This window comes from Rubrobacter marinus (assembly GCF_011492965.1).
Taxonomy (GTDB): Bacteria; Actinomycetota; Rubrobacteria; order Rubrobacterales; family Rubrobacteraceae; genus Rubrobacter_F; species Rubrobacter_F marinus.
Genome location: NZ_CP045121.1, coordinates 155,973 through 169,273 on the forward strand (window position 1 = coordinate 155,973; position 13,301 = coordinate 169,273).

At 70.8% G+C, this 13,301-nt stretch carries 14 protein-coding genes; 6 read left to right on the top strand and 8 right to left on the bottom strand.

Annotated features, from left to right (window positions below; translation table 11 throughout):
- Positions 1 to 194 precede the first annotated feature (194 nt).
- The 3 genes from GBA65_RS00905 to GBA65_RS00915 all read right to left on the bottom strand — a co-directional run bounded on the left by GBA65_RS00905 (position 195) and on the right by GBA65_RS00915 (position 2,630).
- Entirely contained in the window at positions 195 to 653 is a 459-nt protein-coding gene (locus GBA65_RS00905; RefSeq protein WP_228281584.1) for a septal ring lytic transglycosylase RlpA family protein, read from the bottom strand.
- Between the two features lie 357 nt (positions 654 to 1,010).
- Positions 1,011 to 1,664 carry a signal peptidase I gene (lepB, locus tag GBA65_RS00910; protein WP_228281585.1) on the bottom strand — a complete coding sequence of 218 codons (654 nt, stop codon included), beginning with the start codon at positions 1,662 to 1,664 and terminating at the stop codon, positions 1,011 to 1,013.
- A 174-nt stretch (positions 1,665 to 1,838) separates the two neighbouring features.
- Positions 1,839 to 2,630, bottom strand: a complete 792-nt coding sequence (locus GBA65_RS00915) for a DUF427 domain-containing protein (RefSeq protein WP_166394971.1) — start codon at positions 2,628 to 2,630, stop codon at positions 1,839 to 1,841.
- 135 nt (positions 2,631 to 2,765) lie between these two features.
- Between GBA65_RS00915 and GBA65_RS00920 the strand changes: the two genes are divergently transcribed.
- Complete coding sequence (locus GBA65_RS00920; RefSeq protein ID WP_166394973.1) at positions 2,766 to 3,875, top strand: DUF3616 domain-containing protein; 1,110 nt, start codon at positions 2,766 to 2,768, stop codon at positions 3,873 to 3,875.
- Between the two features lie 34 nt (positions 3,876 to 3,909).
- Here the strand turns inward: GBA65_RS00920 and GBA65_RS00925 are convergent, their stop codons facing one another.
- Complete coding sequence (locus tag GBA65_RS00925; RefSeq protein WP_166394974.1) at positions 3,910 to 4,359, bottom strand: peroxiredoxin; 450 nt, start codon at positions 4,357 to 4,359, stop codon at positions 3,910 to 3,912.
- A 35-nt stretch (positions 4,360 to 4,394) separates the two neighbouring features.
- Positions 4,395 to 5,306, bottom strand: a complete 912-nt coding sequence (locus tag GBA65_RS00930) for a YDG/SRA domain-containing protein (protein ID WP_207956030.1) — start codon at positions 5,304 to 5,306, stop codon at positions 4,395 to 4,397.
- Positions 5,307 to 5,394: 88 nt separating this feature from the next.
- Between GBA65_RS00930 and GBA65_RS00935 the strand changes: the two genes are divergently transcribed.
- Entirely contained in the window at positions 5,395 to 6,270 is an 876-nt protein-coding gene (locus GBA65_RS00935; protein ID WP_166394976.1) for a DUF1206 domain-containing protein, read from the top strand.
- A gap of 32 nt (positions 6,271 to 6,302) precedes the next feature.
- Here the strand turns inward: GBA65_RS00935 and GBA65_RS00940 are convergent, their stop codons facing one another.
- Both GBA65_RS00940 and GBA65_RS00945 read right to left on the bottom strand, forming a co-directional pair.
- On the bottom strand, positions 6,303 to 7,640 hold the full coding sequence (locus GBA65_RS00940) for an ABC1 kinase family protein (RefSeq protein WP_166394978.1): 1,338 nt from the start codon (positions 7,638 to 7,640) through the stop codon (positions 6,303 to 6,305).
- A gap of 368 nt (positions 7,641 to 8,008) precedes the next feature.
- Positions 8,009 to 8,866: a class I SAM-dependent methyltransferase gene (locus tag GBA65_RS00945; RefSeq protein ID WP_166394979.1), complete on the bottom strand. Its 858-nt coding sequence runs from the start codon at positions 8,864 to 8,866 to the stop codon at positions 8,009 to 8,011.
- Between the two features lie 286 nt (positions 8,867 to 9,152).
- On the opposite strand from GBA65_RS00945, the gene GBA65_RS00950 reads away from it, so the two are divergent.
- From GBA65_RS00950 to GBA65_RS00965, 4 genes are all read left to right on the top strand, one after another.
- Entirely contained in the window at positions 9,153 to 9,710 is a 558-nt protein-coding gene (locus GBA65_RS00950; RefSeq protein ID WP_166394980.1) for a hypothetical protein, read from the top strand.
- Positions 9,711 to 9,974: 264 nt separating this feature from the next.
- Positions 9,975 to 10,685, top strand: coding sequence for an AzlC family ABC transporter permease (locus GBA65_RS00955; protein ID WP_166394982.1), 711 nt, complete (start codon positions 9,975 to 9,977; stop codon positions 10,683 to 10,685).
- Positions 10,682 to 10,990 (top strand): AzlD domain-containing protein, encoded by a 309-nt coding sequence (locus GBA65_RS00960; protein WP_166394984.1) that lies wholly within the window; start codon positions 10,682 to 10,684, stop codon positions 10,988 to 10,990. The genes GBA65_RS00955 and GBA65_RS00960 overlap by 4 nt, the downstream gene beginning before the upstream one ends.
- 132 nt (positions 10,991 to 11,122) lie before the next feature.
- Positions 11,123 to 12,361, top strand: a complete 1,239-nt coding sequence (locus GBA65_RS00965; RefSeq protein ID WP_166394985.1) for a cysteine desulfurase-like protein — start codon at positions 11,123 to 11,125, stop codon at positions 12,359 to 12,361.
- A 55-nt stretch (positions 12,362 to 12,416) separates the two neighbouring features.
- On the opposite strand, the gene GBA65_RS00970 is transcribed toward GBA65_RS00965, so the two are convergent.
- The gene (locus GBA65_RS00970; RefSeq protein ID WP_166394986.1) at positions 12,417 to 13,298 is read right to left on the bottom strand and encodes a carbohydrate kinase family protein; all 882 of its coding nucleotides are present in this window, start codon (positions 13,296 to 13,298) and stop codon (positions 12,417 to 12,419) included.
- Positions 13,299 to 13,301: the final 3 nt, after the last annotated feature.

Genomic DNA, 13,301 nt, shown 5'->3' on the forward strand with positions numbered 1-13,301 from the left:
GTCTTGCCTTTCTTCCTCGCCGTCACTACGGGACCCATCCTAAACTAGGAATAGGAAGAAATCTTGAGTGTACATCGGACCCCGACAGGTTTTCCCCGACACCACGAGAGGCCCGGCCCGGATGATCCGGGCCGGGCCTCTGCTTGCTCCCGACGGCGCCCGAGAGGCCCCCGCCGGAAGGGACTAGCCTTAGGCTAGTTCAGTACGTTGACCTCGACCGGGGCGCTGCCGGCGGCGGTGAGGCCGATGGCCTCCGCGGCACCCTGCGAGAGGTCCAGGTCGCGGCCCGCGACGTACGGCCCGCGGTCGTTGACGGTGACGTTGACGGAGCTGCCGCCGTAGCTAACCTCGAGCTGCGTGCCGAGCGGCATCGTCTTGTGGGCGGCGGTGTAGCCCTCCGGGTCGAACGGCTCGCCCGAGGCCGTCGGCGAACCGGCGAGCTCGTAGCCGTAGTAGGACGCCACCATGACGTCGCCCGCGCCGTACTGCGAAGCGCCGTACTGCGACTCGCCGCCGTACTGCGAGGAGCCGTAGCTCCAGTAGTACCAGTAGCTGTCCGCCTTCATCTTGCCCGCGACCGTGAACGACGCCAGGAACAGCGCCGCCCCGAGAGCCGCGACGATCAACACCTTCTTCAAACCGGGTATAGCCAAAATGGTCCCCCTCTTTGCATTCAAACAGCAAACATCTCATATGCTCCGGCACACGCCGGAGAACAGCGTCCCCTACGGGAGGTACGCATTCTTCTCCTTATTCGCTTGCAATCCTAAAGAGGCTACTCGGAGCCCCCCTCCTAGTAGGACGGCGAGAAAGTAACAGCTTCGCAACGTTTCGACAACGTCCGATACACCCTTCGGTGCAGCGCCGCTGCTACCTTAGCCCTGCAAATGCAAGGAAAAACAGGCCCATACGAAAACCGGAATCTTAATATTTCTTAACATAAAAAGGGCTGGTTTCGCAATGTGCCGGGGGTGTAGCCGCCTGCGTGGCCGAGGGGGCGGTCCCTTTCGTCAGGGGGTGCCGAGGCGGTTCAGGGGCCAGAAGCGCAGGGAGGGTTCCCCGATCAGGTTCTCCGTGGGCACGGGGCCGAAGTATCGGGAGTCGTGGGAGTTGGCCCTGTTGTCGCCCAGGACGAAGACGTGGTCCTCGGGGACGAACATGGGGCCGAAGGAGTTCACGCCGGGCGGGGCCTTACGGCGGGCACCGTCGCGTCCCTCGCCGCCTCCCCGGTCGTCCTTCGAGAGGTAGGGCTCGTTCTGGGGCTCGCCGTTCACCTTGAGGACGCCGCGGTCGACGTGGACCACGTCCCCGGGGAGGCCGACGACGCGCTTGACGAGCCGCTCCCCCTTGCCCTTCTTCTCGACGCCCTTGAAGACGACGAGGTCGCCCCTGTCCGGGTTCGTGAGGTCGTAGGCGAGCTTGTTGGTCAGCATGCGGTCCTTGGGCTGGAGGGTCGGGGCCATGCTCTTCGAGGGGACGCGCATCGGCTCGGCCACGAAGGGCCGAACCACCCCGAAGACGAGATTAAAGGCCACGACCAGCATCAAGAGGAGATCCCAGGACGACTTGTGCCTTCCGTAGAGGCTCTTCGCCTTCGGGAGGAAGTCTTCACTCCCGGCCTTGCTGCTGGTCGAGAACCGACCGTAGAAGTCGTTTCGATCCACGACGAGGGAGGATACCGCACATGTGGAGGCCTGTAGCGGACCGCGCCGCAGATGGTGTGGCGCGGGACGTTAGCTTTCAGTCTTCGAGCATGCATAGACACGGTTCGTGCAGGGGTTTTCGGGCGAAGCCGCGCGGAGGGGGGCCGGAGCGGGCCGGCCCCCGAGAGGGTCCCCCTAGTCGCGCACCTCGATCTCCACCTTGCCGTCGTAGAAGCACAGGTGGTCCCGGACCTTCTGGGCTTCGGGGAGGGGCTCCGGGTAGTACCAGGCGGCGTCCTCGATCGTCTCGCCGCCGGCGTTCAGCGAGCGGTACGAGGCGATGCCCTTGTACGGGCAGACCGTCCGCGTCTCGCTCGGGGTGAGGTGCTCCATGGCGACGTCCTCCGGCGGGATGTAGAAGCGGACGGGCAGCCCGGTCTCGAAGAGGAGCATCGGCCTCTGCGTCTCGGCGATCACCGCGCCGTTCGCGGTGACCTTTACGCTCCGGGAGCTCCGGAGGACGTCCACGCGGTGGTAGGGGTCGTGGGGGTGTCCGAACGTCTCCTCGTCCTCCTCCAGCCACCGGTCCATCTTGTCCCCGTAGAAGGCGGCGTGACCGGCGATGGGCGGGGCGGAGGGGAGGGGGTTCTCGTAGGTCCACACGGCGTTCTCGGCGACCCGGTCGCCGACGCGGACGGAGCGGTAGGAGGCGTCGCCCTTGAAGGGGCAGTGGGTCGTGTGGTCCGTCCCTTCGAGGAGGTCACCGCGGAGGTCCTCCTCGGGGAAGTAGTAGACGGGGAGGTGGCCCGTCTCGTGCAGGATCTTGACGGATCGGCTGTCCGCGACGGGCTCGCCGTTGAAGACGGCCCGGACGCGCTTCTCGGTCTCCTCCAGGTACAGGACGTGCCCGTCGGGGGCCGTCACCTCGAAGTTGAACCGGCCGGTGCTCTCCTTGCCGAAGGGGCCCTTCCCGAGCGTCAGCGCCATCGTGCCCTCCTTGAGGTAGCGGTCTTGTCACTATGGTACACCCGGTTTTGCAAGGGCTTGTCCGGCGGGCTTGTCCGGCGCGGCCGGACGGGGTAGGGTCCATTGACGGCGAGCGAAGGCGGAAGGGAGCGGCGGATGTCCCACGCTATCTCCAACCTGGACGATCTCTACCAGTTTATGCTTGACCTGTCCCCGAACGAGGCCTCGGGGCTGCTGGCGATCGAGAACGATGACTTGCTCCGGGAGCACGGCTGGGATCGGGCGTTCTGGGTGTGCCTCGACGAGGGGCCCGTCACCGATTGCATCGCGCTCGTCGGGCACAGGGCCGACTCGGTCGACGACGATCTCGCCCTGGGATGGGAGATAGCGCGCCTCCGCGCCGCCGCCGTCGGGGAGACGAAGGCCACCGAGGACGCCGAGGGGCTCGCGCGCAAGGACGGCTACGTGTACGTTATCGGGTCGCACTTCGGGAGCAAGCGCGGGCCGTTGCACCCCAAGCGCGGGTTTGTCGCCCGGTTCGGGGAGGCGGGGGTGCTCCGCGCCGCGAACGACCCGCCGGCCGAGATCGAGGTGGCCCGCCCGAGCTTCGTCCTGCACCGCGTCATCAACGACGCCTTCGGGGAGCACGGCGTGCGCCTGATCCCGCTAGGCCCCAACTGCCGCAGGGCGTTCGTGGACGAGACGATCGAGGTGGGGGAGAAGAAGCGCAAGAGGTGGTCCGGCAGAGTGCGGGAGGACGACTACCCCCTGAACATCGAAGGGCTCGCCTTCCGCCCGAACGGCTCCCTCCTCATCGGCCTGCGCTTCCCGATGTCCGCCGACGGACGCCCGATGATGGTCGAGGTCGAGGGGATCGAACGCCTCTTCGAGGGCGGCGCGGAGCCCGAGGTGAAGGGCTTCTGGACCCTCGACGCCGTGGGCCGCGGGGGGGAGATCGCCGGCGTCCGCGACCTCACCTTCGTCGGCGACGAGCTGCACGCCATAACCGGCGACGTGGACAGCGCGAAGGCCGGGAGCCTCCTCCTCGAGGACTACCCCGGCGGCAGCGGCACGATCTCGACCCACTGGCGCGTCACCCTCCCCGAGGGCAAGAGCTCCGGAGAGCTCAAGCCCACCCCGGTCCGCGAGTTCCCCGGCCTCCCGCGCGTCGAGGGCATCGCGGGAACCGAGGACGGTCGTTTCTTCTACGTCGTGGACGAGGACGAGGGCGTGCTCCTGAGGCTCACGCGCCTGCTGGTCGGTTAGCGGACGCGCTCTCGCGACGTCCACCAATCGCCTATTAAAGCGTGGCCGCGTCTTCGAGGATCTCGTCGGCGTGGGTTTCTGGGGAGACCTCGGGGTAGACCTTGGCGATCTCGCCGTCGGGGGCGAGCAGGAAGGTGACGCGGTTGGCGTAGCCCCGGCTCCCGAGTATGCCCAGGGCCTCAGCCGCGCGGCCTCCCTCGTCCGTCAGGAGCGGGAAGTTGAGGTTGTGCTTCTCGCGGAACTTCCGGTGGGACTCGGGGTCGTCGAGGGAGACGCCGTAGACCTTGATGCCGGCGCCCTCGTAGTCGCCCATGCGGTCTCGGAACGCGCAGGCCTCCCTGGTGCAGCCGGGGGTGTCGTCCTTGGGGTAGAAGTAGAGGACGGTCTTGGCGCCCGTCAACTCCCCCGAAGGCAGCTTCTCGCCATCTTCCGTGATGAACTCGACGTCGGGGAGGTGCTGGCCTCTCTCGGGCGTGGTCGCCATCTGGCTCCTCTCGGGAAGTGGTACGTGCCGTGATTCTACGTCGTCGTCCGAGCGGCCGGACGGGGCTCTTCTTCCGGCGCCCGGTAGTGCTCGCGGCGGTAGCGGAGGTGTTCGTTGCTGATGCGATGGCGAGGGTGGACTGTGAGGCGGCCCTCCGCGCCGGTCATGGTCAGGTCTTCTTCTATCACGAGGCCGCCGTGGTCGAAGAGGGCGTGGTGGTTGGGGCAGAGGCAGAGGGTGTTGTCCGGCGTGTCGGGACCGTCGTGCGGGGCGCCTAAAGGTCTTATGTGCGCGGCCTCGGCGTAGGGTCCGGCGGGGCCTTCCAGGCGGGTCCCGCAGACCTGGCAGCGGTAGTCGTACAGCGCTTTGATCTCCCGCGCCTGCCGCGTGTCCCTCACGACGCGAAGCACGGTCGTCTCCCTGCGCGGGGCGGCCGAGTAGTCCGCCCGGCCCTCCCCGACCCGTTCCGCGGCGCTCGGCACCGTCGGGACCTTGAGCAGCCGGAAGCGCCAGATGAGGAAGCCGGATCTCCCGACGTCGTGCCAGTAGTCGTCGACGGTGTACAGGCCGTCGTAGCGGTATCCGCTCTCCGGGGAGTATGGTGATGCGTGGCGAGACCCCCGGATAACGCGGACCGGGAGGCCTTCGAGGCTGCTCTTCGCGAGCGCCAGGTTGCCGCCGCGCAGGGCCTGGTCGGAGACCTGGACGCCCGTCCGCGGGTCCCGCCCGCCGTGGCCCGTGTAGACGATCTCGTCTCCGAGGTCCTTGTCGTCCTCGTAACCGCCCGAGAGGACGATCGAGTCGGCGCCGTCCCGCGCGTTCCCCGAGATGCCCGCCATGAGGGGACGGTGCACCCCGGCTTCGGAGAGCTCGGCCCGCGAGTCGAAGGTGGTGCCCTCCGGATACCCGGGGATCTGCCCGAAGGTTCGCTCGGCCATGGTGGCCATGATGCCTCCGGGCCGGACGCGGATCAAACTCCGTGGGAGAATGGGGCTTCTGTTGCAGGGGCCCTACTCGTTGGAGGAAGGATCGCAGATGACCGGACGGGATCCTTCCATAGGGAACGCGGCGAGGGACGCCGGGGACCACGCCGAGGAGGCCGCGCGGCGGGCGAGCCCGTGGGTGAGGCGCCTCGCGCGCTTCGGGTACGCGGCGAAGGGGGTCGTGTACGTCGTCATGGGGGTCCTGGCGGTGCTTGCGGCGGCGGGGCTCGGGGGGAGCACGACGGACCAGGCCGGCGTCTTCCGGGCGATCGCCGCCGTCCCCACGGGGCGCGTGCTGCTCGGCGTGGTCGCCGTCGGGCTAGCCGGCTACGTCCTGTGGCGCGCCTTGCAGGCGTTGGCGGACCCCGACGGGGAGGGGACGGACCTCCGCGCCGTGGCGAAGCGGCTGGGCTACGCGGGGAGCGCCCTGCTTCACGCCGGCCTCGCGTTCAGCGCGGCGCGGCTGGTCCTGGGGGCGAGCGGCGGGGGCGGGTCGGCGTCCGAGAGCTGGACGGCGCGGGTCCTGGCCCAGCCGTTCGGGTGGGCGCTCGTCGCGGCGGTAGGGGCGGGGGTGGTCCTCGGGGGGCTGTACCAGATCTACGAGGCCTACCACGCCGAGTTCAGAAAGTACCTCAAGCTCGGCGAGATGGGCGGGGGGATGGACGGCTGGATCGAGCACGGCGGGCGGTTCGGCGTCGCCGCCCGCGGCGTGGTCTTCTGCATCGTCGGGGTCTTCCTCGTCCTCGCGGCGCTCCGGTCCGACGCGCAGGAGGTCAGGGGCCTGGGCGGCGCCCTGGCGGCGCTCCTCGAGCAGCCCCCGTACGGGTACCTGTTGCTGGGGGTCGTCGCCGTCGGGCTCGTCGCCTACGGGCTGCTCATGATCGCCGTCGCCCGCTACCGCCGCATCGCCCCGAGCCGCGCGCTCTAGGAGCTTCGGGTCTTAGCGGCTGGCTCCTGCTCCTACTCGCGGGTGTAGCGGGCGACGATCTCCATGGCGTCGAGGCCCGCGTCGAGCTGGCGGGTGATGCCGTCGAGGAGCCCGATGGCGCGCCCGACGAGCAGCAGCTTGGGCGGAATGTCGCTTATCCCGGAGCCGAAGCTCCGCCCGAGCCGACCGAGGTCCACGCCTTCCGTCGCTTCCCCGTCTCCGAGGTGCTCCTCGCCGCCGAGCAGGACGCCGACGAGACCCATGAGGGCGTCGAGGTCCGTCCCCTCGTCCACGGGGAGTCCGGCCTCCTTGAGGGCGGCGGTCATGGCGCCCAGGTCGCCCTCGGAGATCGCGCGGACCATCCTCGCCAGCGGGGCCACGAGCTCGGGCTCCAGGGGGAGGGTGAGGCCGTGGTCGAGCAGGACCAGGCGCGGGCCCTCCGGGCCGGGCTGCACGAGCAGGTTGCCGGGGTGGGGGTCGGCGTGCAGGAAGAATCGCTTGTACAGCTGGTCCGCGTAGACGTCGTTGAGGAGCTCCGCCACCGCCCCGGGGTCGATGCCGGCCGAGGTCATCGCCTCGCGGTCCGTGATCTTGGCCCCCTCCACGAGGTCCATGACGAGCAGGCGGCCCGTGCTCACCTCGTCCACGACGCCGGGGATGACGACGTCGTCGCGGTCCTCCAGCGCCTTCTTCAGGTCCCGTATGGCGCTGGCCTCGCGGTCGAAGTCGAGCTCCATCGGCAGCGTCCAGCGGAGGTAGTCGACTATGGGCTGCAGCTGGACGTCGGGCTCCAGGGCGTTCAGCCCGGAGAAGACCGTCTCCAGCGCCCCGAGGTCGGCCTCCACGAGCTCGGAGATCCCGGGGTACTGGACCTTCAGGGCGACGGGACGGCCACCGCGCAGGAAGGCGCGGTGGACCTGGGCGATGGAGGCCGCCGCGATCGGCCTCGGCTCGATCGACGAGAAGACCTCCTTCGGGTCCCTGCCGAGCTCGTGTTCCAGCGCCCGACGGATCACGGGCCACGGCCGCGGAGGCACCCGGTCCTGGAGCGTCGAGAGCTTCTCGATGTACGGGGCGGGGAGTAGGTCCGGGCGGGAGGAGGCGAACTGGGCGGCCTTTATGAGCGTGCCGCCGAGCTCGGACGCCGCGTCCAGGACGCGCGCCGCCCCGCGCCGGTGCTGGAGCTCCCGATCCTCCGCCACCCCCGAGCCGTCCCGCCGCCGGAGCGCGGAGTACCCCAGGTAGAGGTCCGCGGCGACCGCCCCGATAACGAGCGTGCGCGAGAGCCCCGCGTAGCCGGAGAGCCCGGGGACGACAGGGCGAAGCCCCGCCCGAGCCGCTCCCCGGCCATGAGCCCGGCCTCCGTCCACAAAAACGCCTCCGAGCGCGCCAGGTCCCCGATCCGCAAGAGAAAGTCTGCGTCCGAAGCCCCGCCCGACGCGTCGCGGACGGCCCTCCTCTCCTCGCCGGAGCGCCGCGCCGCCCTGGAGAGGGCGCCCTCGGGCCTGCCCCGGCGCCGCGGGCGAGGCCCGAGAGGCGTCCGTCCGCGGAGAGCGAGGCGTTCAGCGCGCCGCGAGCCAGGTCTGCGGCGGCGGACGTGGCGTTGGTTCCCAGCCTCAAGTTCGCTCCCTTCCGAGCAGCCTCCGGGCTGCAACCGTGGTCGGTACGGGTTCTTCCCGGGGGGCGCACGCGGAAACCCGCCTCGCCGGGGACGGCGCCCCGGCCGGGTGCAACGCCCTCAAGATCCCTTCTCCCCCGAGGCGACGACCACCTCGCCGCTCATCTCGACGGGGCCGCCGGGGAAGAGCGCGGAGATCTCCTCGACCACCTCGCTGCGTACCGCCCGGCGCCGCTCCTCGTCGAGGGGGGCGAGGATCGAGACGAGCGGCCCCGCCATCGCGGTGAGGCCGTACCAGTAAGACTCCGCGTCCTTCGCCTTCACGACGGGCGTCTCGAAGGCGGACGCTTCGACGCCCGTGAACCCGGCGGCCTCGAGCACCGCTCCGAGCACCGACGGTGTCGGGAGGGCGAAGAGGCCGGGGCCGTCCTGCGGGAGTTCCGCGTGCCGGGCGATGACCTCCATCGGCAGGGAGAAGTTCGGGTTCCTTTCGGGGCGTCCCCAGGCCGAGACCGAGATGCGCCCGCCGGGGACGAGGGCGACGAGGAGCTCCCGAAGGGCCGCCACGGGGTCGGGGACGAACATGAGGCCGAGGCGGCAGGTGGCGGCGTCGAAGCTCTCGGGCTCGACGCCGAGGTCGAGCTCGGTCGGGATCTCGCGGAACCCGACGTTGCCGATCCCGTGTTCCTCCGCCCACGACCGCGCGGCCCGGGCCATCTCCGGCGAGAGGTCGAGGCCGAGGACGAAACCTTCGGGGCCGACGAGGCGCGAGAGCGTGAACGCCGGGTCCCCGACGCCGCAGGCGAGGTCGAGGACGCGGTCGCCCGGGCCCACGCCCAGGGCCTCGACCATCCTCTCCGTGATGGCGCTCATAGGAGCGCTCATTTTCTCCCGGTGGCGCTGCCAGCCCCCGGCCACGGCTCCCCAGTCGGCGCGCTGCCTCTCGCGTACCTCCCGCGCCCGGTCCGCTCCCTCCACGCCCGCCTCCTTCCGGATACCCAGGGAGTCTAGCAGCGCGTGGCGAAACACCGCCGACGGGGGCGCTCGGCGCGGCTCGCGCTCTCGACCTTTCGGTGAGCAGAGCAAGGGGAAGAGCCGGAGTGGTGAGGCCGTTCCGTCGTGTCCCCAGCGACCGCTACCCTCCAGGAGGGCTCGAACGAGCGCACGACCTCCTGCTCTCCGGCCGAAACGGGGGAAGCCGGTCCGGGGGCGAGGAGACGGGCTTGGCGAACCACTATAATGCCGCTCGTGGGCGGAGACGGTAGTGGAGGAGACGGGGATCCAGACCGGCGTGGCCGCGAGCGCCAGGGGCTTCTGCCCGAAGGCCTTCGGGGGGGAGCAGACGCTCCGGTCTTTCACGACGGCCGGGTGGAGGGCGGAGGGTGCTGAAGGGTTGGGGATCGGCTCGGGGGTTGAGCGGTTGAGCGACGGGGCGATGAAGTGGGTTGTTGTCAGGCGGGCGGACGAGGGGCGTCCCGAGTTCGAGAGCTTCCTGACGGTCGACGTAAAGCACAGCAAGGCCTTGTGCGTCTTCGAGTCTATGGCGGCCGCCGAGGCGTTCCTGCTGCACGCCGGGATCCCGGGCGAAGGGTGGCGGACGATCGAGCAGGCGCCCGAGGACGTGGCCGGCCTGGTCGAGAGGCTCACGGACTGGGCCGACATGGGATACGTGGTCGTCAACCCGCTCCCCCGCAGGTTCGGACCGAGGTCCTTCAACCCCCCCGGCGGGGCATCTTCGGGGGAGCGGCGCAAGGCCGTACGGCCCACCCAGGGTGACGTGGAGACCGCCTGGGATTTCGCGAGCTTCTTGAGGGGACGGTAGGCCCGAAAGCAGCGACGATCGGGGGCGAACACCTCCCGATGGGTCGACGCGAAGATCGGTCGCGCGGCGCACCTCGGCGGCTCTGGTGCCCGCGAAGCCGATGCCGTTCGAGGGACCTGACGCATCGTCGTCCTGCCTGAACTGCACGCCGGCGCCCTCCAAGCCCGCCCGAAGGGGCGCGGAGGGCGCGGCCGCTCACGAGGCGCGTCGCTCTTCGACGGATGGCATCATATCGGGGAGGGTTATCCGACGGGAGGGGGAGGCATGGCCGAGGGTGCCGGTCGAGGCGAGGGTGCGGGGGCCGGACCGGCGGGGGATCACCGACCGTACAGGGCCGGGGCGCGGGCCGCGCTCCCGTTCGCGCTGGCGACCTTCGTGCTCGGGATCTCCTTCGGGGTGCTCGCCCGCTCTTTGGGTTGGGGCGTGGTGGCCCCGATAGTCTTCTCGGTGATCGCGTTCTCGGGGTCCGCCCAGTTCGCGGTCGCCGCGGTCCTGGGCGCGGGGGGCGGGGCGGTCGCGGCGACCCTGGCCGCCGTGTTGCTCAACGCGCGTTTCGGACCGATGGGGGTGGCCGTGGCCCCGTACCTGAAGGGCGGGCCGCTCCGGCGCGCGCTCGAGGGGCAGGCGGTGGTCGACGCGTCGTGGGCGCTCGCCAGCAGGGGAGGGGGCCGCTTCGACCGCGAGTTCATGATCGGCGCCGCACTGCCCCAGCTCGCGGCCTGGGTCGTCGGCACGGCCGCCGGGGTGCTGGGCGGGGACCTCATCGGGGACCCCGAGAAGCTGGGGCTCGACGTCGTCTTCCCCGCCTTCTTTCTGGCCCTGCTCGCGAGCGAGCTACGCGGCGGACGGATGGCGGTCGGCGTGGCCCTCGTCGCGGCGGTCCTTGCCCTCGTCCTGCTGCCGTTCGTGCCGCCGGGCGTGCCGGTGATCGCAGCGTGCGCGACGGCCCTGCTCGGTCTGAGGACGGCGCGTTGACGACGCTCTGGATCTCGATAATCTCCGTCGCCCTGGCCAGCGCCGCCATAAAGGCCGCCGGGCCGGTGCTTGTCGGCGGACGGGAGCCCTCCCCGGGCTTTCTGGCGGTCATCAAGCTGCTGGCGCCCGCCCTGCTCGCGGCCCTGGTCGTCACCGAGACCTTCGGCGACGACCGGCACCTGGTCCTGGACGCGAGGGCTATCGGCGTGGCCGTCGCCGCCGTCGCGCTCGCGCTTCGCGCCCCCGTTCTGCTCGCCGTATTCCTCGCGGCGGCCGCCACCGCTTTGGCCAGGGCGCTCGCCTGAGGGACCGGAACAAGCGGCGATCCTCCGCGTAGGGGTGCCGGTGGCGAAAAGCCCATCACCGGTCCGGGATGTAGACTGCTCCCGCAGACCCGTCTCGGGAAGACGAGGGGGTCATGGGACAGGGGGTGTTCTTTGGTTCTGGGCAGGAGGACGTTCGACGTCGAGGCGGTACGGGAGGAGTTTCCGGCGCTCGGGCGCAGGTACAACGGCCGCCGCGTGGCGTACCTCGACGGGCCCGGGGGCTCGCAGGTCGTGCGCGGGGCGATCGAGGCCGTCGCCGGGTACATGACGCGCGGCGGGGCGAACCTGCACGGCGCCTTCGTCACGAGCAGGGAGACGGAGGAGATCATCGCCGGCGCCCGCGCCGCCTCGGCCGCGTTCCTCGGGGCCGAGCCCGACGAGGTCGCCTTCGGCCACAATATGACCACGCTGACCCTCGCGATCTCCCGCGCCCTCTCGAAGGGATGGGACGGGAACACCGAGGTCGTGGTCACGGAGATCGACCACCGCGCCAACGTCGACCCCTGGACCCTCGCCGCCGCCGACAGGGGCACGAGCGTCCGCTGGATCCCCGTGGACGCCGAGACGCTGACCCTCGATCTCACGAACCTCGACGAGCTCGTAAACGAGCGCACGAAGCTCGTCGCCGTCAACCTCGCCTCGAACGCCGTCGGCACCGTCAACGACGTGGCCAGAATCTCCGAACGCGCCCGCGAGGTCGGGGCCGTCGTGGCGGTGGACGCCGTCCACGCCGCCGCGCACATCCCCATCGACCGCGACGCCTTGGGCGCCGACGTCCTGACCTGCTCGGCCTACAAATTCTTCGGCCCGCACGTCGGCGTAACGGCCATCCGGCGCGACCTCTTCGAGACGCTCGCCCCCTACAAGCTCGCCCCCGGCCCGAGCCACGCCCCGGACAAGCTCGAGACGGGCACCCAGAACCACGAGGGCCTCGCCGGGGTGGAGGCCGCCATCTCCTTCGTCTCGAGCCTGGGCGGCGGTACGACGCTGCGCGAGGGGATCGTGAGCGGGATGGAGGCCGTAGAAGCTTACGAGGCCGAGCTTGCGGCATCGGCGCGCGCCAGGCTTCGGGAGATGCCCGGCGTTACCCTCTACGCCTCCCCGGACGGCGTCCGAAAAACGCCGACGATCGCCCTCCGGCTGGAGGGCCGGAGCCCCCTGGAGGTCTGCGAGCACATGTCCGAGCGGGGCATCTTTGTAGCCGGCGGCGACTTCTACGCGACCACCCTCGCCGGCAAGCTCGGCCTCGACGGTAGCGGCGGCTTCGTCCGCGCCGGCCTCGCCCCGTACAACACCGCCGAGGAGGTGGACGCCTTCCTCGACGCCCTCGAGGAGCTTGCGGTCCCCTAGCCGCCCCGCCGCTCGGTGGCGTCGCCTCCGCCGTGCGGGACGCGCGGCACGGAGCTTATCGACCGGCCGGTCGCCCGCCTACCTTCCCGACCACCTCCGCCGCGAGCTCGACGCCCCCTCGCAGGGCCTCCTCCGGGCCCTTCCCCCGCAGCCAGGCCGCGAGGAAGCCCGCGCAGGCCGCGTCGCCCGCCCCGGTGGTGTCCACCACGCGCGCCGGAGATGCGGGGACGCGAACCCGCTCGCCGCCGGCCCCGGCGTATGCCGCGCCCCCCGCTCCGAGCTTGAGGACCACGTTCGCGTAGTGGCGGAGCAGCGTATTCAAGATTTGGTCCTCCTCCGTCGTCCCCGCGAGCACGGCGCCCTCGGCCCGGTTCGGGAACGCGAGATCCACGCCCGTGGTCCACCCGAGAAACTCCTCCGGGCCCAGGGCTTCGAGGAGCGTCGTGGAGGAGGGGTCCACGGAGGTTGTCATGCCGTTCGCGCGCGCCCGTTCGAGGGCGGCGAGGGCCGCCTCCCTGCGGGCGCCGCCGGAGAAGAGGTAGCCCGAGAGGTGGAGGTGTCCGCCGGGGCCGAACAGGTCTTCCGGCAGGTCCTCGGGGGACAGGTTCTCGCCCGCGCCCCTGTACGTGATCAGGGTCCGCTCCCCGTCCCCGTCGACGAGCGCGACCACCTTCCCCGTTTCTACCCCCTTATCCCGCGCCAGGCGGGCGACGACGCCGTCCCGCGCGAGCTCCTCGGCGAGCAGCCGCCCCAGCGGGTCGTCCCCGACGCGGGCGACGAAGGCGGTCTCCGCGCCGAGGCGGGCGAGCCAGGCCGCGGTGTTCGCCCCCGAGCCGCCGGGCTGGGCGTGGACCGGGGCGAAGAAGTCCGTGCCGAAGGCGAGGGGGCCGTCGAAGCGCGCGAGCACGTCGTAGATCAGGTCGCCCACGACCACCACCTG

Bases quoted from the DNA above. Each gene is read 5' to 3' on its own strand.
- GBA65_RS00915 (WP_166394971.1), bottom strand. From the start codon at position 2,630: ATGGCGCTGACGCTCGGGAAGGGCCCCTTCGGCAAGGAGAGCACCGGC.
- GBA65_RS00920 (WP_166394973.1), top strand. From the start codon at position 2,766: ATGTCCCACGCTATCTCCAACCTGGACGATCTCTACCAGTTTATGCTT.
- GBA65_RS00925 (WP_166394974.1), bottom strand. From the start codon at position 4,359: ATGGCGACCACGCCCGAGAGAGGCCAGCACCTCCCCGACGTCGAGTTC.
- GBA65_RS00930 (WP_207956030.1), bottom strand. From the start codon at position 5,306: ATGGCCACCATGGCCGAGCGAACCTTCGGGCAGATCCCCGGGTATCCG.
- GBA65_RS00935 (WP_166394976.1), top strand. From the start codon at position 5,395: ATGACCGGACGGGATCCTTCCATAGGGAACGCGGCGAGGGACGCCGGG.
- GBA65_RS00955 (WP_166394982.1), top strand. From the start codon at position 9,975: ATGGCCGAGGGTGCCGGTCGAGGCGAGGGTGCGGGGGCCGGACCGGCG.